The organism is Micromonospora sp. C41, assembly GCF_018070485.1.
GTDB classification, from domain to species: domain Bacteria; phylum Actinomycetota; class Actinomycetes; order Mycobacteriales; family Micromonosporaceae; genus Micromonospora; species Micromonospora chalcea.
Genome location: NZ_JAGPXP010000001.1, coordinates 73693 through 94131 on the forward strand (window position 1 = coordinate 73693; position 20439 = coordinate 94131).

Sequence of the window (20439 nt, forward strand, 5' to 3'; positions counted from 1 at the left end):
GGCAACGCCTTCCTCGACGGGCTTGCGGTCCACCGGCGGCAGCTCGGGTTGCCGGCCGTCAGTCTCGCGTGGGGAATGTGGGACACCGCCGGCATGGCCGCCTCGATCGACGAGGCGGACCGGGCGCGGTCCGCGCGGGCGGGTCTGACGCCGATGAGCGCCGAGGTCGGGCTGGAACTCTTCGACGCCGCCCTGCGTGCCGACCGTCCGGCCCTCGTACCGGCCGTGATCGACGTGCCCGCGCTGCGGGCGGCGACCTCCGGCGGCCCCGTGCCGGCCGTGCTGCGCACCCTGATCGGCGTGACCGGCACCCGCCGCCAGGCGGGGCAGGGCGGTGGCGGCTGGGCCGACCGGCTCGCCGGGCTCACCGAGGACGAGGGCCGCGCCCAGGTCGACGTGCTGGTACGGGGTCTGGTCGCGCAGGTGTTGGGGCACGGTGGTGCGGAGTCGGTGCCGGCGGACCGGGCGTTCCGGGAGCTGGGCTTCGACTCGCTGACGGCGGTGGACCTGCGTAACCGGTTGAACGCGGCCACCGGGCTGCGGCTGGCCTCGACGCTGGTGTTCGACTATCCGACCCCGGCCGTGCTCGCCGACCACCTGTGGTCGGAGCTGGCCGGCGTCAGCGCGTCGGCCAGCGCACAGGTCGCCGGCACGGTCGTCGGCGCCGACGAGCCGATCGCGATCGTGGGCATGGCCTGCCGTTACCCGGGCGGGGTGGAATCCCCCGACGAACTGTGGGAGTTGCTGGCCGGCGGCGGTGAGGGGATCGGGGAGTTCCCGGCGGATCGCGGTTGGGATCTGGAGTCGTTGTTCGATCCGGATCCGGGGCGTAGCGGTACGTCGTATACGCGGCGTGGTGGTTTCCTGTACGGCGCGGCAGAGTTCGACCCCGGTTTCTTCGGTATCTCGCCGCGTGAGGCGCTCGCGATGGATCCGCAGCAGCGGTTGCTGCTGGAGGCGTCGTGGGAGTCGTTCGAGTCGGCGGGGCTTGATCCGCAGCGGTTGCGGGGCAGCCGGACGGGTGTGTTCGCCGGTGTCATGTACCACGACTACGCCTCCCGGCTCATGGACCTGCCGACCGAGGTGGAGGGCTACGTCGGGACCGGCACCTCCGGCAGCGTGCTGTCCGGTCGGGTCGCCTACACCTTCGGGCTCGAGGGCCCGGCCGTCACCGTCGACACCGCTTGTTCTTCCAGCCTCGTCGCGCTGCACCTCGCCGCGCAGGCGCTGCGTTCCGGCGAGTGTGACCTGGCGTTGGCCGGTGGTGTGACGGTGATGGCGACGCCGGGGACGTTCATCGAGTTCTCCCGGCAGCGCGGCCTGTCGGCCGACGGCCGCTGCAAGTCGTTCGCGGCGTCCGCCGACGGCACCGGCTGGTCCGAGGGCGTCGGCGTGCTGCTCGTGGAGCGGCTGTCGGACGCGCGGCGCAACGGGCACCGCGTGCTGGCGGTGGTGCGGGGCACGGCCGTGAACCAGGACGGTGCGTCGAACGGGCTGACCGCGCCGAACGGTCCGTCGCAGCAGCGGGTGATCCGGCAGGCCCTCGCGAACGCGCGGCTCACCACCGCCGAGGTGGATGTGGTGGAGGCGCACGGTACGGGTACGACGCTGGGTGACCCGATCGAGGCGCAGGCTCTGCTGGCGACGTACGGGCAGGAGCGTCCGCAGGATCGGCCGCTGCTGCTCGGGTCGGTGAAGTCGAACATCGGGCACACGCAGGCCGCCGCCGGTGTGGCTGGTGTGATCAAGATGGTCATGGCGATGCGGCACGGTCTGGTGCCGGCGACGTTGCATGTGGACGAGGCATCGCCGCATGTCGACTGGTCGGCGGGGGCGGTGGCCCTGGCCACCGAGCCCACCCCGTGGCCGGCGGTGGACCGGCCGCGTCGGGCGGCGGTGTCGTCGTTCGGGATCTCCGGCACGAACGCGCACGTGATCATCGAGCAGCCGCCCGCCGAGACGATCGAGGGTGAGGTCGTCGCCCGCGACGTGCCGCCGGTCGTGCCGGTGCTGCTCTCCGCGCGCTCCGACGCGGCCCTGGCCGGCCAAGCGGGCCGGTGGGCGCGCTGGCTCGCCGCCGACGAGGCCCCGCGTCCGCTGGACGTGGCCTGGTCCTCCGTCACCACCCGGCCCGCGCTGGAACAGCGCGCCGTCGCCGTGGTTTCCGACGGCAACGACCTGCTCACCGCGCTTCGAGCCCTCGACGCGGGCGCGCCGTCGGGGGCTGTCGTGACCGGTTCTGCCGCCGGGCGCGGCCAGCTGGCGCTGCTGTTCTCGGGTCAGGGTGCGCAGCGTGCGGGGATGGGGCGGGAGTTGTACGCCGGGTTCCCGGTGTTCGCCGCCGCGCTGGACGAGGTGTGTGCGCACCTCGATCCGTTGTTGCCGCGTCCGTTGCGGGAGGTGCTGTTCGCGTCGGAGGGTTCCGCTGAGGCGGGGTTGCTGGATCAGACGGTGTTCACGCAGGCCGGGTTGTTCGCGGTCGAGGTGGCGCTGTTCCGTCTGGTGGAGTCGTTCGGGATTGTGCCGGACATGCTGGCTGGTCACTCGATCGGTGAGGTGACGGCGGCGCATGTCGCGGGCGTGTTGTCCCTGGCCGACGCGTGTCAGCTCGTCGCCGCGCGGGGTCGATTGATGCAGGCGCTGCCCACGGGCGGCGGCATGCTGGCCGTGGCCGCCGACGAGGCCGCAGTGGTCGAGTCGATCGCCGGGCTCGCCGACCGGGTGGGCGTCGCTGCGGTCAACGGACCCACCGCAGTGGTGGTGTCCGGTGCCGTCGAGGCCCTCGACGAGGTGGAGCGGCACTGGCGCGACCGGGGCGTGCGCACTCGCCGGCTGACGGTGAGCCACGCGTTCCACAGTCCGTTGATGGAGCCGATGCTTGACGATTTCCGCGCGGTCCTGCACGGCCTCACGTTTGCTGCGCCGTTGTTGCCGGTGGTGTCGAACGTGACGGGTGCCCTGGCCGACGCAGGCGAGATCCGCACGGCCGACTACTGGGTGCGGCACGTGCGCGAGGCGGTGCGCTACGCCGACGGGATCGCCGCTCTGCGGGCTGCCGGGGTGGACACCTTCCTGGAAATCGGGCCGCAGAGCGTCCTGACCGCCATGAACGCCGACGTGCTGCCCGACGACGACGGTGTGCTGGCGGTGGCTGTGCAGCGCCGGGACCGCCCGGAGGCGCACGCGCTGCTGCACGCCCTGGCGGAGCTGCACGTACACGGGATGCCGGTGACCTGGACGCAGTGGTTCGCCGACACCGGCGCACGGCGGGTCGACCTGCCCACGTACGCCTTCCAGCACCAGCGCTACTGGCCCGAGGGCACGGCCGAGAAGCGGGCCGCCCCGGACGGCGGCGACGTCGAGTTCTGGACCGCCGTCGAGCGTGGCGACCTGGCCGCCCTCGCCGCCGAACTCGGCGACGACCCCGACGCCCTGGACACGCTCGGCCCGGCCCTGCCGGTCCTCTCGCGCTGGCGTCGTCACCGGTCCCGGGACACCGCGCTGGACGGGTGGTCGTACCGGATCGGGTGGGAGCCGGTCCGGCCGAACCCGAAGACCAGGCTGTCCGGGCGGTGGCTGATCGTCACCGTCGACAGCGGCGCCGACGCGGGCGTGGCGAAGACCCTCACCCAGGCCGGCGCCCGGGTGGACACGCTCACCGTGTCGTCCACCCTCGACCGCGCCGACCTGGGCGAGCGGCTGCGCCGGATCAGCGGGGACGGCTGGGCCGGGGTGCTCTGCGTCCTGCCCCGCCAGGACCGGCCCCCGGCGCACACGCCGGCGTTGCCCGCTGGCACGGCCGCCCTGCTCACCCTCGTCCGGGCGCTCACCGACACCGGCCTGGCCGGACGGGTGTGGGCGCTCAGTCGGACCGCGATGCCCGTCACGGCCGGCGAACGGGTCGACGACGTCTGGGCGGCCCTGGCCTGGGGCCTGGGCCGGGTCGTCGCCCTCGAACAGCCGGACCGCTGGGGCGGCCTGGTCGACCTGCCCGCCCGCGCCGACCGCGGCGCCCGCGCCGGGCTCGTCGCGGTCCTCGCCGACGGCACCCTGGACCAGGTGGCCGTCCGGCGCAGCGGCATCTTCGGCCGGCGGCTGGTGCCGGCCGTGCCGCCGGTGGGTGTGGGTTGGCGGCCTGCCGGGACGGTGCTGGTGACCGGTGGTACAGGAGCGTTGGGTCGGCACGTGGCCCGCTGGTTGCTGGCGAACGGGGCCGGTGAGGTGGTCCTCGCCTCGCGGCGGGGTCCGGGGGCGCCGGGTGCGGCGGAGCTGGTGGCCGAGTTGGGTGCGGTGCGGGTCGTGGCGTGCGACGTCACCGACCGGGCCGCCGTCGACGCCCTCGTGGCGGACCTGCCGGAGCTGACCGCCGTCGTGCACACCGCCGGGACGTCCGGCGGCACCACCCCGGCGTACGAGGTGACCGACGGCGAGCTGTCGGACACCCTGGCCGGCAAGGTACTCGGCGCCCTGCACCTCGACGCCGCCTGCCGGGGTCGCGACCTCGACGCGTTCGTGGTCTTCTCCTCGGTCGCCGGTGTCTGGGGCGGCGGCGGGCAGGCCGGCTACGCGGCCGGCAACGCCCTGCTCGACACCCTCGTCGCAGCCCGCCGGGCGAAGGGCCTGCCCGCCACCGCGCTGGCGTACGGCCCGTGGGCGGAGGACGGCATGGCCGCCGGGGAGACCGCCGACGGCCTGCGCCGCCGCGGGTTCAGCCCGCTCGCGCCCGACGCCGCCGTCGCGGCGCTCGGCCGCTGGGTGAACGCCCCCGAGGCGGCCCCGGTGATCGTGGACGTCGACTGGTCCCGGTTCGTCACGGCGTTCACCGCCGCACGGCCGAGCCACCTCTTCGACCGGGTCGCCCCCGCCGTCGCCGAAGAGCCGCAGCGGCCGGAGAGCGCCGCCGCCACCGACGGGCTGCGCAACCGGCTCGCCACGCTGCCGGCGACCGGCCAGGAGGCGCTGCTGGTCGACCTCGTCCGCGCGGAGGCGGCGGCCGTGCTCGGCCACCCCACCACCGACCAGGTGCCCGCCGGCCGGGCGTTCCGGGAACTGGGCTTCGACTCCCTCGCCGCCGTGCAACTGCGGGACCGGCTGGGCCGGGTCACCGGCCTGACCCTGCCGTCGACAGTCGTCTTCGACCACCCGTCCGCGGCGGAACTGGCCCGCTTCCTGCGTACCGAAATCGTCGTCGGCGCGGACGGCGGCCCGGTCACCGGCGGCGTGGCCTCTACCCGGCCGGCGGCCGACGAGCCGATCGCGATCGTCTCCATGGCCTGCCGCTTCCCGGGCGGCGTGTCGTCGCCGCAGGAGCTGTGGCGCCTGCTGGCCGAGGGGGTGGACGCGGTCACGCCGATGCCGGCCGACCGGGGCTGGGACCTCGACGGCCTGTTCGACAGCGACCCGGAGCGGGTCGGCACCAGCTACACCCGCAGCGGCGGCTTCCTGCACGACGTCGTCGGCTTCGACGCCGCGTTCTTCGGGATCAACCCGCGCGAGGCCCTCGCCATGGACCCGCAGCAGCGGCTGCTGCTGCACACCACCTGGGAGGTCTTCGAACGCGCCGGCATCGACCCGCACCGGGTACGCGGCTCCGCCACCGGCGTCTTCATGGGCACCAACGGGCAGGACTACGCCACGCTGCTGCTGGGCGCCCGCTCGCAGGTGGAGGGCTACCAGGCGACCGGCAACGGCGCGTCGGTGGTCTCGGGTCGCCTGGCGTACTCGTTCGGGCTGCACGGCCCGGCGGTCACCGTCGACACGGCCTGCTCGTCGTCGCTGGTGGCGCTGCACCTGGCCGCGCAGGCGCTGCGCAGCGGCGAGTGCGACCTCGCCCTCGCCGGCGGCGTGACGGTGATGTCGACCCCGGGCGCGTTCCTGGAGTTCTCCCGGCAGCGCGGCCTCGCGGCCGACGGGCGGGTCAAGGCGTTCGCCGAGGCCGCCGACGGCACGGGCTGGGGCGAGGGCGTCGGCGTCCTGCTGCTCCAGCGGCTCTCCGACGCCCAGCGCGACGGCAACCGGATCCTCGCCGTCGTACGGGGCAGCGCCGTCAACTCCGACGGCGCGAGCAACGGCCTCACCGCCCCGAACGGGCCCGCCCAGCAGCGGGTCATCCGGCACGCGCTGGACAACGCCGGCCTCACCCCCGCAGACGTGGACGTCGTCGAGGCACACGGCACCGGCACCACCCTCGGCGACCCGATCGAGGCGCAGGCGCTGCTGGCCACGTACGGCAGGGACCGAACCGCCGAGCGGCCGCTGTGGCTCGGGTCGGTGAAGTCGAACATCGGCCACACCCAGGCCGCGGCGGGCGCGGCGAGCCTGATGAAGATCGTGCTGGCCCTGCAACACGAGGTGCTGCCGAAGACCCTGCACGTCGACGCGCCGACCCCGCACGTCGACTGGTCCTCCGGCACGCTGGCGCTGCTCACCGAAGCACGACCGTGGGCCGCCACGGACGGACCCCGCCGGGCCGGCGTCTCCTCGTTCGGCATCAGCGGCACCAACGCCCACGTGATCATCGAGGAGGCCCCGGCGCCGGTCGCCGCCGCCGACACCGCAGCGTTCGACGTGACCGCGGGGCACGGCGAAGCGCGACGCGACCACCGCGCCGTGGCCCTGCCGTGGCCGGTCTCCGCCGCCGATCTGCCCGCCCTGCGCGAGCAGGCCGGGAGGCTGGCTGACCACGTCGCGACCGGCGACGACCCGGCCGGCTCGGTCGCCTGGGCGCTCGCCGACGGCCGCGCCCACCTCGGCCGGCGGGCCACCGTGATCGCCGCCGACCGGGAGACCCGGCTGGCCGCGCTGCGCGCCCTGGCCGCCGGGGAGGAGCACCCAGCGGTGGTCACCGCCCGGCGACGCGCCGGCGGCCTCGCCGTCCAGTTCTCCGGCCAGGGCGCCCAGCGCCCCGGCGCCGGCCGCCAGCTGTACGACACGTTCCCCGTCTTCGCGGCGGCCCTCGACGAGGTCTGCGCGGCCCTGGACCACCAGCTGCCGCAGCCGCTGAAGCCGGTGCTGTTCGCGGCCGAAGGCAGCGCCGAGGCGGCGCTGCTCGACGAGACGGTCTTCACCCAGGCGGGGCTGTTCGCGCTGGAGGTGGCCCTGTTCCGGCTGGTCGAGTCGTTCGGGGTGGTGCCCGGGCACGTCGCCGGGCACTCCATCGGCGAGATCACCGCCGCGCACGTCGCCGGCGTGCTGTCCCTCGCCGACGCCGCCACGCTGGTGGCCGCCCGGGGAAGGCTCATGCAGGCCCTGCCCGCCGGGGGCGGGATGCTCGCCGTCGCCGCCGACGAGGCGGCCGTCGTCGAGTCCCTGGCCGGGCTGGGTGACCGGGTCGGCGTCGCCGCCGTCAACGGCCCCACCGCCGTGGTGCTCGCCGGGGCCGTCGACTCCCTCGACGGGCTGGAGCGGCTCTGGCGGGAACGCGGGGTGCGCACCCGCCGGCTGCGGGTCAGCCACGCCTTCCACAGCCCGCTGATGGAGCCGATGCTGGCCGAGTTCCGGGCCGTCCTCGACGGGCTGGCGTTCGCCGCGCCGCTGCTGCCGATCGTGTCGAACCTGACCGGGCGGCTCGCCGAGCCCGACGAGATCCGTACGCCCGACTACTGGGTGCGCCACGTCCGCGAGGCCGTCCGGTACGCCGACGGGATCGCCGCGCTGCGCGACGCCGGCGTGGACACCTTCCTGGAGCTCGGACCGCAGGCGGTGCTGACGGCGATGGCCGCCGGCCTGCTGCCCGGCGACGAGGACGGCACTGCCGTGGCGGCGCTGCGCGCCGGCGCCGACGAGCCGGCCGCCCTGCTCGCCGCGCTGGCCGTCGTGGACGGCACCGGGCGGGACGTCGACTGGGCGGCGGTGCTCGCCGCGCTGGCCGGCCCCCGCCCGGATCCCCGCCTGCTGCCCGAGCTGCCGACGTACGCGTTCCGGCCGCAGCGCTACTGGCCGACCCTCGACACGTCGCCGGCACCGGTCGCCGACCCGGTCGACGACGCGTTCTGGCGGGCCGTCACCGACGGCGACCTGGGCCGCCTCGGCCTCGACCCGGACCAGCCGATGCGCGAGCTGCTGCCGGAACTGGAGTCGTGGCGGCGTCGCCAGCAGCTCGACGGCACCCTGGCCGGCTGGCGGTACCGGGTCACCTGGGAACGCCGGGCGCTGACCGGCGCCGACCCGGGCACGTGGCTGGTCGTGGCCCCGCCGCACCCGGTCGGTGACCTGGTGCTCGCCGCCCTCACGGCCGGCGCCGCGGCGGTGCACCTGCTGACCGTCGACCCGGCCACCGCCACCCGCGACGGTCTGGCCGCCGACCTCGACCGGCTCGCCGCCGCGCACCAGCCGACGGCGCTGCTGTCCCTGCTGGCGTTGGACGAGGCGCCGCACCCGGAGCAGACCGCACTGCCGACCGGCCTGGCGGCGAACCTGCTGCTGGTGCAGGCGCACACCGGCCGCTCCGGCCCGGCCGTACCGCTGTGGCTGGCCACCACCGGCGCCGTCGCCGTCGACGGGGAAGCGGTCGCGCACCCGGCGCAGGCCACCACGTGGGGCCTCGGCCTCGTCGCCGCGCTGGAACACCCCCGGCACGTCGGCGGAGTCGTCGACCTGCCGGCGGGCCCGGCCGAGGCGGCGTACGCGGCCCTGGTCGGGGCGCTGGTCAACGTCGACGGTGAGGACCAGCTCGCCGTCCGGGAGGCCGGCGCGCACACCCGGCGGCTGGTCCGCGACACCGGGCTGCCGGCGGCGGGCGACGGCTACCGGCCGAACGGAACCGTCCTGCTCACCGGCGGGACCGGCGCCCTCGCCCGGCACACCACCGACTGGCTGGGACGCCACGGCGCCGAGGTGCTCCCGCTGGCCGAGCCGGCCACGGGCAAGCTCGGCGACCTGATGGAGCAGCTCGCCGCCGAGGAACGGTCGGTGACCGCGCTCGTGCACGTCCCGGCCGAGACCGGCTCGGTGCCGCTCGCCGAGCTGACCCTCGCCGGCCTGGCCGCCGACCTGGCCGCCACCGTCGGCGACGTCCCCAGGTACGCCGACGAGCTGGCGCACCGCCCACTCGACGCGTTCGTGCTGTGCACCTCGACCACGGGGGTGTGGGGCGCGGGCGGCCGGGCCGGCCAGTCCGCCGGCGATGCGCTGCTGCACGCGCTCGCGGCGAACCGGCGGCACGGGGGACTGGCGGCCACCGCCGTGGCGTGGGGTCCGTGGAGCGACGACCCCGAGTCGCCCGAGCAGGCGCAGCTGCGTCGGCGGGGCCTGCCGGGGCTGCCCCCGGAGCTGGCCCTCGAGGCGTTCGGTCAGGCGCTGCGGGCGGAGGCGGGGCTGATCGTCGCCGACGTGCGCTGGGACCGGTTCGTGCCGACGTTCGCGTCGATGCGGCCGTGCCCGCTGCTGACGGGGGTCCCGGAGGCGGGCGCGGCGATGCCCGCCGACGACGAGCGCCAGCCGGCGGACGACGAGGCGGCGACCGCGCTGCGGGAGCGGCTGCGGCCGCTGAGCCCCGCCGAACGCGAAGGCGTCCTCGTCGACCTCGTGGGCGGCCTGGCGGCGACCGTGCTCGGCCACGGCGGGGACGCGGGGCTGGAGCCCGACCGGGCGTTCCGCGAGGTCGGGTTCGACTCGATGACGGCCGTGGAGCTGCGCAACCGGCTCCGCGCCGCCACCGGCGTCCAACTGCCCGCCGCCGTGGTGTTCGACTACCCCACGCCGGCGGCCCTCGCCCGGCACCTGCGCGACCGGCTCGCGGAGGACGGCGCCGCCGCGGCGGCCCCGCTGCTCGCCGAGCTGGAACGGCTCGACGGTGTCTTCGCGGCCGACGCGCCGGACCGGCTGACCCGGCAGAAGCTGCTGGTGCAGCTGCAGGCGTTCGTCGCCCGGTGGGGCGACGACCGTGGTCCCGTCGAGGAGAGATCGGCCACGCACACCCTCGACGACGCCACCGATGCCGAGATCTTCGATTTCATCCACCGCGAGCTGGGTGGCCCCGGCGGCAATTTGCCGGGGATCTAGGAATGGTGTCGTACGACCGTTGTCGACGGTCGTGACACGCTGGGCCGGGCGGGTCCGCGCACCCGCCCGGCCGCACCCCGCGAGGGCGGTGCGCCACACCGGTCGCGGGGCGGGTCGGCCCAGCCTGCGCCCCCGCCACCTAGGGGCACCCGTAGGGGCACGCTAGGGGTTGTGACCGCCGTCCGGCGACAATTACCTTTCGTCCGGCGCGTAAGACCTGGTGGGGGGCTGAAACGCCATTTTGTCTGGCAATTCGTGGTCGGCTGAATGGGTTTGGATCTTCGCGGCTTGTGGCGTCCGTGGACGGTATTGGGTCGCTGTTTCTCTCCGACCCGAAGAGGTGGCGTCAATGGCGACTGAAGATACGCTCCGGGAGTACCTGAAATGGGTGACGGCGGACCTTCACCAGACCCGGAGGAAGCTCGGCGAGCTTGAGGCGGCCAACCGCGAGCCGATCGCCATCGTCGGCATGGCCTGCCGCTTCCCGGGCGGGGTGGCCTCGCCCGAGGAACTGTGGGAGCTCGTCGACTCCCGCCGCGACGCCTACTCCGCGTTCCCCGCCGACCGCGGCTGGGACCTGGCCCGGCTGTTCCACCCGGACCCCGACCACCCCGGCACGTCGTACGTGGCCGAGGGCGGCTTCGTCGACTCCGCCACCGAGTTCGACGCCGCGTTCTTCGGCATCTCGCCGCGCGAGGCGCTGGCCATGGACCCCCAGCAGCGGCTGCTGCTGGAGACGTCGTGGGAGGCGTTCGAGCACGCCGGCATCGACCCCTCGACGCTGCGCGGCCACCAGGTCGGGGTGTTCGCCAGCACCACCGGCCAGGACTATGTGGGGCTGCTCCAGCAGCCGCCGCCCGGCACCGAGGGCTACATCCTCACCGGCACCGCGGCCAGCGTCGTGTCCGGCCGGATCTCGTACGCGCTCGGCATCGAGGGCCCCGCCGTCACCGTCGACACCGCCTGCTCGTCGTCGCTGGTCGCGCTGCACCTGGCCTGCCAGGCGCTGCGGCAGGGCGAGTGCACCCTGGCACTGGCCGGTGGGGCCACCGTCATGTCCACCCCGTCCGCCTTCATCGGCTTCAGCCGCCAGCGTGGCCTGGCCATGGACGGCCGGGTGAAGTCGTTCGCGGCCGCCGCCGACGGCACCGCCTGGGGCGAGGGGGCCGGCCTTCTGCTCGTCGAGCGGCTCTCCGACGCCCGCCGCAACGGCCACCCCGTCCTCGCGGTCGTACGCGGCAGTGCGGTCAATCAGGACGGCGCGAGCAACGGTCTGACCGCCCCCAACGGCCCGTCCCAGCAGCGGGTCGTGCTCCAGGCGCTGGCCAGCGCCCGGCTCGCGCCCGAGCAGGTCGACGTGGTGGAGGCGCACGGCACCGGCACCACCCTCGGCGACCCGATCGAGGCGCAGGCGCTGCTGTCGACGTACGGGCAGGGCCGGCCGGCCGACCGGCCGCTCTGGCTCGGCTCGGTGAAGTCGAACATCGGCCACACCCAGGCCGCCGCCGGCGTGGCCGGCGTGATCAAGATGGTGATGGCGTTGCGGCACGACACCGTGCCCGCCACCCTGCACGTCGACGAGCCGACGCCCAACGTGGACTGGACGGCCGGCGCGGTGTCGCTGGCGACCGAGCCGCAGCCGTGGCCCGCCGGGGAACAGCCCCGCCGCGCGGGCATCTCCTCCTTCGGCATGAGCGGCACCAACGCCCACGTGATCATCGAGGAGGCGCCCGCCGCCGACCCGGCGGACGCCCCGGACGGCCCCGCCGCCGCGACCGACCCGGTCACCGTGCCCGTCACCGCCCCGGTCGACGGTGCCGGCCTGGTGCCGGTGCTGGTCTCCGCCCGCGACGCCGCGTCTCTGACCGCGCAGGCCACGCGCTGGGCCGACTGGCTCGACGAGCGCCCCGAGCCGCGGCTGACCGATGTCGGCTGGTCGTCGGCGAGCACCCGGGCCAGCCTCGAGCACCGCGCCGTGCTGCTCGCCGGCGACCGCGCCGACCTGACCGCCGCCCTGCGCGCGCTGGCCGCGGGCGGCGACGCCCCGGGCCTGGTCACCGGTGCGGGCCCGCGCGGCGGCAAGCTCGCGTTCCTCTTCTCCGGCCAGGGCGCGCAGCGCAGCGGCATGGGCCGCGAGCTGGCCGCCGCGTTCCCCGTCTTCGACCGGGCGCTGGCCGAGGTCTGCGCCGAGCTGGACCGGCACCTGCCCCGCCCGCTCGCCCCGGTGCTCTTCGCGCCCGAAGGCGACGAGGCCGGCGGGCTGCTCAACCAGACCCTCTACACCCAGGCCGGCCTGTTCGCCGTCGAGGTCGCGCTGTTCCGGCTCCTGGAGAGCTGGGGGGTCGTCCCGGACGTGCTGCTCGGCCACTCGATCGGCGAGCTCTCCGCCGCGCACGCGGCCGGTGTGCTGTCGCTGCCCGACGCCGCCACGCTGGTGGCCGCCCGGGGCCGGCTGATGCAGGCCCTGCCGGCCGGCGGCGCGATGCTGGCCGTCCAGCTCCCCGCCGACGCCGTCCGAGCCGCCCTGGCCGGCGTCGAGGACGCCGTCGCCGTGGCCGCCGTCAACGGGCCCACCGCCGTCGTCGTCTCCGGCACCGCAGCCGTCGTCGAGGAACTCGAACGCCGCTGGGCCGACCAGGGCGTACGTACCAGGCCGCTGCGGGTCAGCCACGCCTTCCACAGCCCGCTGATGGAACCGATGCTCGCCGAGTTCGCCGCCGTGGTGCGCCGGCTGGAGCTGCAACCGCCGGCGCTGCCGATCGTGTCGAACCTGACCGGCGCCGTCGCCGACGCCGACGAGATCCGCACCGCCGAGTACTGGGTGCGGCACGTGCGGGAGGCCGTCCGCTTCGCCGACGGCGTCGAGCAGCTGCGGGCCCTGGGCGTGCGTACGTTCCTGGAGGTCGGCCCCAGCGGGGTGCTCACCGCGCTGGCCCGCGACGTCCTGGCCGACGACGAGACCGCCGCCGTGGCGCTGCTGCGCCGCGACCGCCCCGAGCCCACGTCGGCGCTCACCGCCCTCGCCGAGCTGCACGTCGGCGGGGTGGAGGTCGCCTGGACGCGGCTGTACGCGGGCGCCGAGACCGCGCGGGTGCCGCTGCCCGGGTACGCCTTCCGCCGCCAGCGCTTCTGGCCCGAGCCGCCGCCCGCCGGCCCCGACACCGCCTCCGCCGACGGCGACGACGAGTTCTGGGCCGCCCTGGAGCAGGCGGACGTCGACACGCTGCGCGGCGAGCTGGGCGACGACGACGAACAGGTGCGGGCGCTGCTGCCGGCCCTGCCCGTACTGTCCTCCTGGCGCCGGTCCCGGCGGGAACGCTCCCTCGTGGACGGCTGGTCGTACCAGGTGAGCTGGCAGCCCGTGCCGGTCGGGGACGGCGACGCCCCGGCGGGCCGCTGGCTGGTCGTGCTGCCCGCCGAGGACGCGCCGGCGTGGGCCGACGGCCTGGCCGGGCTCTTCGGCGACGCCGAGCCGCTGGTGCTGCGCGTCGGCGCCGCGGATCTGGACCGCGCGGCGCTCGCCGCCCGGCTCCGGGTGCTGACCGGCGGCCGCGCCGTCGACGGCGTGCTCGCCGTCGTCGCCGGCCAGGACCGGCTGCTGCCCGAGCACCCCGGCGTGACCCTCGCCGCCGCCGGCACCCTCGCCCTCGTCCAGGCGATGACCGACCTGGACCTGGTGGCGCCGCTGTGGTGCGTCACCAGCGGCGCGGTGGCGGCGGCCCCGGGCGACCGGGTCACGCACCCGCTGCAGACCGAGGTCTGGGGCCTCGGCCGCGCGGCGGCTGTCGAGCAACCGCACCGCTGGGGCGGCCTGGTCGACGTGCCGGCCACCGTCGACGCCGCCACCACCCGGCGGCTCGCCGCTGTGCTGGCCGGCCACGGCGGCGAGGACCAGGTGGCCGTGCGCCCCGGCGGCACCTGGGCCCGGAGGCTCACCCCGGCCCCGCCGCCGACCGACGAGAACCCGGCCGGTGACTGGTGGTCCGGCGCCGTCCTGGTCACCGGCGGCACCGGCGCCCTCGGCGGCCACGTCACCCGCTGGCTGCTCGACCGGGGCGCCGGGCGGGTGGTCCTGGCCAGCCGCCGGGGCGCCGCCGCCCCCGCCGTGGCGGACCTGCTCGACCGGTACGGCGCCGACGGGCGGGTCACCGCCGCCACCTGCGACGTCACCGACCGGCGGTCCGTGGCGGACCTGGTCGGCTCGCTGCCCGACCTGACGGCGGTCGTGCACGCCGCCGGCACCGACCAGCTCACCCCGATCACCGACACCACCCTCGACGAGTTCTCCCACGTCGTCGCGGGCAAGGTACTCGGCGCCCTGCACCTCGACGCCTGCCTCGCCGAGCGCGACCTCGCCGCGTTCGTCATGTTCTCCTCCATCTCCGGCGTGTGGGGCAGCGCCGGGCAGTGCGCGTACGGCGCCGGCAACTCCCTGCTGGACGCCCTGGCCGTCAACCGGCGCGACCGGGGCCGGCCGGCCACCGCCGTCTCCTGGACGGCCTGGGGCGGCGCGCACGGCATGGCCGCCGAGAACGTCGCGACCGAGCAGCTCAACCGGATGGGCCTGCCGCCCGTCGATCCGGAGAAGGCGCTCGTCGCCCTCGACCGGGCGCTGCGGCGGCCCACGCCCTGCGTGACCGTCGCCGACGTCGACTGGAGCCGGTTCCACCCCGCGTTCACGGTGGCCCGGCCCAGCCCGTTCCTCGGCGACCTGCCGCAGGTGCGGGCGCTCGTCGCGCAGGAGGAGGCCGCCGCGCCGGCGGACGGGGTCGCGGCGCCGCTGCGCCACCTCGCGGCGCTCCCGGCGGCGGAGCAGGAGCGGGAGCTGCTGCGGCTGGTCAACGAGCAGACCGCGGCGGTGCTGGGCCACGCCACCCCCGACGAGCTGCGCGGGCGCCCGTTCAAGGACCTCGGTTTCGACTCGCTGACCGCCGTGGACTTCCGGGGGCGGCTGAACGCGGCCACCGGCCTGCGGCTGCCCACCACGCTGGTCTTCGACTACCCGACCCCCGCCGAGCTGGCCGCGCACCTGCGCGAGCTGGTCTCCGGCGCCGCCCCGGCCGCCGCCCCGCAGGCCGTCGTCGTCGACGCCGACGAGCCCGTCGCGATCGTCGGCATGGCCTGCCGCTACCCCGGGGGCGTCGACGGGCCGGAGGCGTTCTGGCGGCTGGTCGCCGACGGCGTGGACGCCATCTCGCCGTTCCCCACCGACCGGGGCTGGGAGATCCCCGAGCCGGCCGAGGGGACGCACCCGCCGGCGGGCGGCTTCCTCCACGACGTGGCGGACTTCGACCCCGCGTTCTTCGAGATCTCGCCCCGCGAGGCCCTCGCGATGGACCCGCAGCAGCGGCTCACCCTGGAGACGTCCTGGGAGGCGCTGGAGCGGGCCGGGGTGGACCCGGCGTCGCTGCGGGGCACCCGTACGGGCGTCTTCGTGGGCGCCTCCACCTCCGGCTACGGCACGGGGCTGACCGAGGTACCCGAGGGCGTCGAGGGCTATCTGATGACGGGCGCCGCGCACAGCGTCATCTCCGGCCGGGTCGCGTACGCCCTCGGGCTGGAGGGCCCCGCCGTCACCGTCGACACGGCCTGCTCCTCGTCCCTGGTGGCGCTGCACCTCGCCGGGGCGGCGCTGCGGCGCGGCGAGTGCGACCTGGCGCTGGCCGGCGGCGTGGCCGTGATGGCCACCCCGACGGCGTTCCAGGAGTTCTCCCGCCAGGGCGGACTCGCCTCCGACGGGCGGTGCAAGTCCTTCGCCGCGACGGCGGACGGCACCGGCTGGTCCGAGGGCGTCGGCATGCTGCTCGTGCAGCGGCTCTCCGACGCCCGGCGGCAGGGCCGCCGCGTCCTCGCCGTGGTACGCGGCTCCGCCGTCAACTCCGACGGCGCGTCGAACGGGCTGACCGCCCCCAACGGCCCCTCCCAGCAGCGGGTGATCCGGCAGGCGCTGGCCGGCGCCGGGCTGGCGGTCACCGACGTGGACGTCGTCGAGGCGCACGGTACCGGCACCGTCCTCGGTGACCCGATCGAGGCGCAGGCGCTGCTGGCGACGTACGGGCAGGACCGGGGCGACGCCGGCCCGCTGCTGCTGGGCTCGGTCAAGTCGAACATGGGCCACGCGCAGGCCGCCGCCGGTGTGGCCGGCGTGATCAAGATGGTGCTGGCGATGCGGGAGGGCACCGTACCGGCGACGCTGCACGTGGACGAGCCGTCGCCGCACATCGACTGGTCGGCCGGCGACGTGGAGCTGGTGACCCGGTCCCGGCCGTGGCCGGCCGCCGACCGGCCCCGCCGCGCGGCGGTCTCCTCGTTCGGTATCTCCGGCACGAACGCCCACGTGGTCGTCGAGCTGCCCGCCGACGCGCCCGCCGGCGCCGAGGCGGCCGACGCACCGATGCCGCCGCCAGCCGCTGCGGCGGGGGAACGCCCCGCCGGGCTGCTCACCGCCGACGTGGTGGCCTGGCCCGTCTCGGCCCGCTCCGCCTCGGCCCTGGCCGCGCAGGCGTCCCGGCTGGCCCGGCATCTGCGCGCGCACCCCGGCCTCGCCCCGGCGGCGGTCGGCTGGTCGCTCGCCGCGACCCGCTCGGCGTTCGACCGGCGCGCCGCCGTGCTCGGCGCGACCCCCGGCGAGCTGCTGGCCGGCCTGGACGCGCTCGCCGCCGGCACCCCGGCCGGCAACGTCGTGACCGGCACCGTCGCCAACCACGGAGCGGGACCGGTGTTCGTCTTCCCGGGCGCCGCCCCGGCGGGCGCGGTGGCCGAACTGGTGGGCCGCTGCCCGGTCTTCGACGACACCCTCGCCGAGTGCCGGCAGGCCCTCGCGCCCTGGGTCGACGTCGATCCGGCCGCCCTGCTCACCGGCGCGGACGCTGCCTGGGCCGACCGGCCGGAGCTGGCCCGGCCCGTCCGGTTCGCCGTCGGCGTGGCACTCGCCGCCGTCTGGCGGCACGCCGGTGTCACTCCCGCCGCTGTCGTCGGCACCGGCGACGGCGAGGTCGTGGCCGCGTACGTGGCGGGCCTGCTGTCCCTGCCCGACGCCGCCCGCACGGTGGCGATGCGGGCCCGCGCCGCCGCCGGCGGCCTGGACCACGACGGCCTCCGCGCCGCCCTGGCGGGGCTCGCGCCGCAGCCCGGGACCGCCCGGCTGGCCTCCACTGTCACCGGGGACTGGGCCGACGCGGCGGGCCTCGGCGTCGACCACTGGACCGACCCGGCCACCCTGGGCACCGACCCGGCCGTCCCCGGCGCCGAGGACGGGGGGCCGGAGCGGCTCGACGCCGCCCTGCGTGCCGCCGTCGCGGCCGGACACCTGACCTTCGTGGAGGTCTCGCCGGAGCCGGCACTGGCTGCCGGGATCGCCGCCGCGCTCGACGCCGCCGGCACCCCCGGACACGTCCTGGACACCCTCGGCGGCTCGGCCGACGCCGCCACCCGGCTGCTGACCGGCCTCGCCACCGCGCATGCCCTCGGTCTGCCGGTGGAGCACCGCCGGCTGCTGCCCGAGTCCGAACCGGTCGACCTGCCCACGTACGCCTTCGACCGGCACCGCTACTGGCTGGAGCGCACCGGCGCGCACCGCTCCGTCCTGCCCGCCGTGGGCCTCGACGTGGTGGACCACCCGCTGCTCAGCGCGGTGGCCGACCTGCCCGGCGACGAGGGCCTGCTGTTCACCGGCCGGATCACCCTCACCACCCACCCCTGGCTCGCCGACCACGCCGTGCTGGGCACGGTGCTGCTGCCCGGGACGGCCCTGGTGGAGCTCGCGTCCTGGACCGGCCGGCAGGCCGGCGCGGCGACCGTCGCCGAGCTGAACCTGGAGGCGCCCCTGGCGATCCCCACCGAGGGAGGAATCGACCTGCGGGTACGCGTCGGCCCGCCGGACGAGACCGGGCACCGGCCCGTCGCCATTCACACCCGGCGCGACGACGACACCGCGGCCGACGGTTCCCGGCCCTGGCAGCGGCACGCCTCCGGGCAACTCGCCGACACCGCCGACCCGGACCCCGCGCCGGCCGCCGTGTGGCCGCCGGCCGACGCCGAGCCGATCGCCCTCGACGGGCTCTACGCCCGGCTCGCCGCCCAGGGCTACCACTACGGCCCCACCTTCCGGGCGCTGCGTGCCGCCTGGCGCTCGGGCCCGGACATCCTCGCCGAGGTCGCACTGGACGCCGACGCGTCCACCGACACCACGGCGTTCTCGGTGCACCCGGCCCTGATGGACGCGGCGCTGCACGCCATCGGCGCCAGCGCCACGGCCGACGACCCGGCCGGCGACCCCGCCGGCGGCGCGTCGGGCACCGACGGCGGCCCCGGCATCCGCCCGGGCCTGCCGTTCACCTGGTCGGGCGTCACCATCCGGCCCACCCGTGCCCGCGAGCTGCGGATCCGGCTGCGCGCCACCGACGCCGGCTCCGTGGCCCTGACCGTCACCGACACGGGCGCGACCCCGGTCGCCTCCGTCGACGGTCTGGTCCTGCGGCCCATCTCCGGCGAGCAGCTCAGCGCCGCCCGCCGCTCCGCCAGCCGGTCCCTGCACCGCCTCGACTGGCTCGCCCCCACCACCGGCCGCGCGGACACCGCCTTCCGGCTGGTCGTCCTCGGCGCCGACTGGTCCGGCGCCGACCGGTACCCGGACCTGTCGACGCTGGTCGCCGACGTACGCGCCGGTGCCGCCGCGCCCGACGCGGTGGTGGTGACCTGCGCCGGAGCCGCCGCCGACGAGCCGCACCCGGCCGCCCAGGCGCACCGGGTCGCCCACCGGATGCTCGCACTGGCCCAGCAGTGGCTCGCCGAGGAGGCCCTGACCGCCGCCCGGCTGGTGGTGGTCACCCGCGGCGCGGTCCGGGTCGACCCGGACGAGCGGATCGCCGACGTGCCGGCTGCCACCGCCTGGGGCCTGCTGCGCTCCGCCCAGTCGGAGAACCCCGACCGGATCGTGCTCCTCGACGTCGACGACGACGCCCCGGCCGCCGCGCTGCTGCCGGCCGCCCTCGCCACGGGCGAACCCCAGCTCGCCGTACGCGCCGGGCAGCTCCGGGTGCCCCGGCTGACCCGCCTCGGGCCGCCCCCGGCCGAGGCGTCCGGCCCCGATCTGGCCGCCGGCACCGTCCTGGTGACCGGGGCGACCGGCCTGCTCGGGCGGCTCGTGGCCCGCCGGCTCGTCACCCGGCACGACGTACGGCACCTGCTGCTGGTCAGCCGCAGCGGAGCGGACGCACCGGGCGTCGCCGCGCTGGTCGACGAGCTGGCCGGACTGGGCGCCACCGTCCGGGTGGCCGCCTGCGACGTCACCGACCGCGAGGCGCTCGCCCTGCTGGTCGACCAGCTCCCCGCCGACCTGCCACTGACCGGCGTGGTGCACGCCGCCGGGGTGCTCGACGACGGTGTCCTGCCGGCGCTCACCCCGGAGCGCTTCGACACCGTGCTGCGACCCAAGGTGGACGCGGCCTGGCACCTGCACGAGCTGACCGAGAAGCTGGACCTGGCCGCGTTCGTGCTCTTCTCCTCGGCGGCCGGCCTCTTCGGCGGCCCCGGGCAGGCCAACCACGCGGCGGCGAACTGCTTCCTCGACGCCCTCGCCCAGCACCGGCACGACCGGGGACTCCCGGCGCTCTCGCTGGCCTGGGGCCCGTGGGTCAACGACACCGGCGACGGGCAGACCGGGCACGTCGACGAGGCCCGGATGAACCGGGGCGGCTTCGTGCCGCTCGGCGCCGAGGAGGGCATGGACCTGTTCAGCGAGGCCCTGCGCTTCGCCGAGCCGGTGGTCGTACCGGTCGACCTGGACCTCGCGTTGATCGGCCGGCACGGGCCGGCGGCGGTGCCGCCGGTGCTGCGGTCGCTGGTGCGGCCGGCGTCGACCGGCGCGGCCCGGGCCGCCGAGCGGAACCCGGCCGAGGCGCTGCGGGAGACCCTCGCCGCCACGGCGGAGGCCGACCGCGACCAGGTGCTCTCCGACCTGGTGCGGACCCACGCCGCCGCCGTCCTCGGCTACGCGTCGATCCGCTCGATCGACGCCGAGCGCGGCTTCGTCGAGCTGGGCTTCGACTCGCTGACCGCTGTCGAGTTCCGCAACCGGCTCAACGCGGCCACCGGCCTGCGGCTGCCCTCCACGCTGATCTACGACCGGCCGACCACGGCCGCGCTCGTCGAGTACCTGCGCGGCGCGCTGCTGGCGGAGCGCAGCACGTCCGCGCTGACGGTGCTCGGCGAGCTGAACAAGCTGGAGCACGCCATGCGCGCGGTGTCCACCGGCGACACCGACCGGGCCGCCGTCGGCGTCCGGTTGCGCGAACTGCTCTCCCTGTGGACCTACACCGAGGCCGGTGCGGACTCCGCCGCCGACGAGGGCACCAGCCTCGAGTCGGCCTCCGCCGAGGAGATCTTCAGCCTGCTGGACGAAGAGTTCGGCTCGGCCTGATCCGGCATGTCGCACAC

Annotated in this window: 2 protein-coding genes (1 of these 2 only partly in view); both read left to right on the forward strand. The window is 76.4% G+C overall.

From position 1 onward, the window contains the following. Nucleotides 1–10002, forward strand: partial view of a type I polyketide synthase gene (locus KBX43_RS00040; protein ID WP_210882093.1) — the 3' portion only. 19818 nt of this gene lie to the left of the window's left edge; 10002 of the gene's 29820 nt are visible here — the last part of the coding sequence; its start codon lies beyond the left edge, outside the window; it ends in the stop codon at nucleotides 10000–10002. A 349-nt stretch (nucleotides 10003–10351) separates the two neighbouring features. Beyond that, nucleotides 10352–20422 (forward strand): type I polyketide synthase, encoded by a 10071-nt coding sequence (locus tag KBX43_RS00045; RefSeq protein WP_210882102.1) that lies wholly within the window; start codon nucleotides 10352–10354, stop codon nucleotides 20420–20422. Nucleotides 20423–20439: the final 17 nt, after the last annotated feature.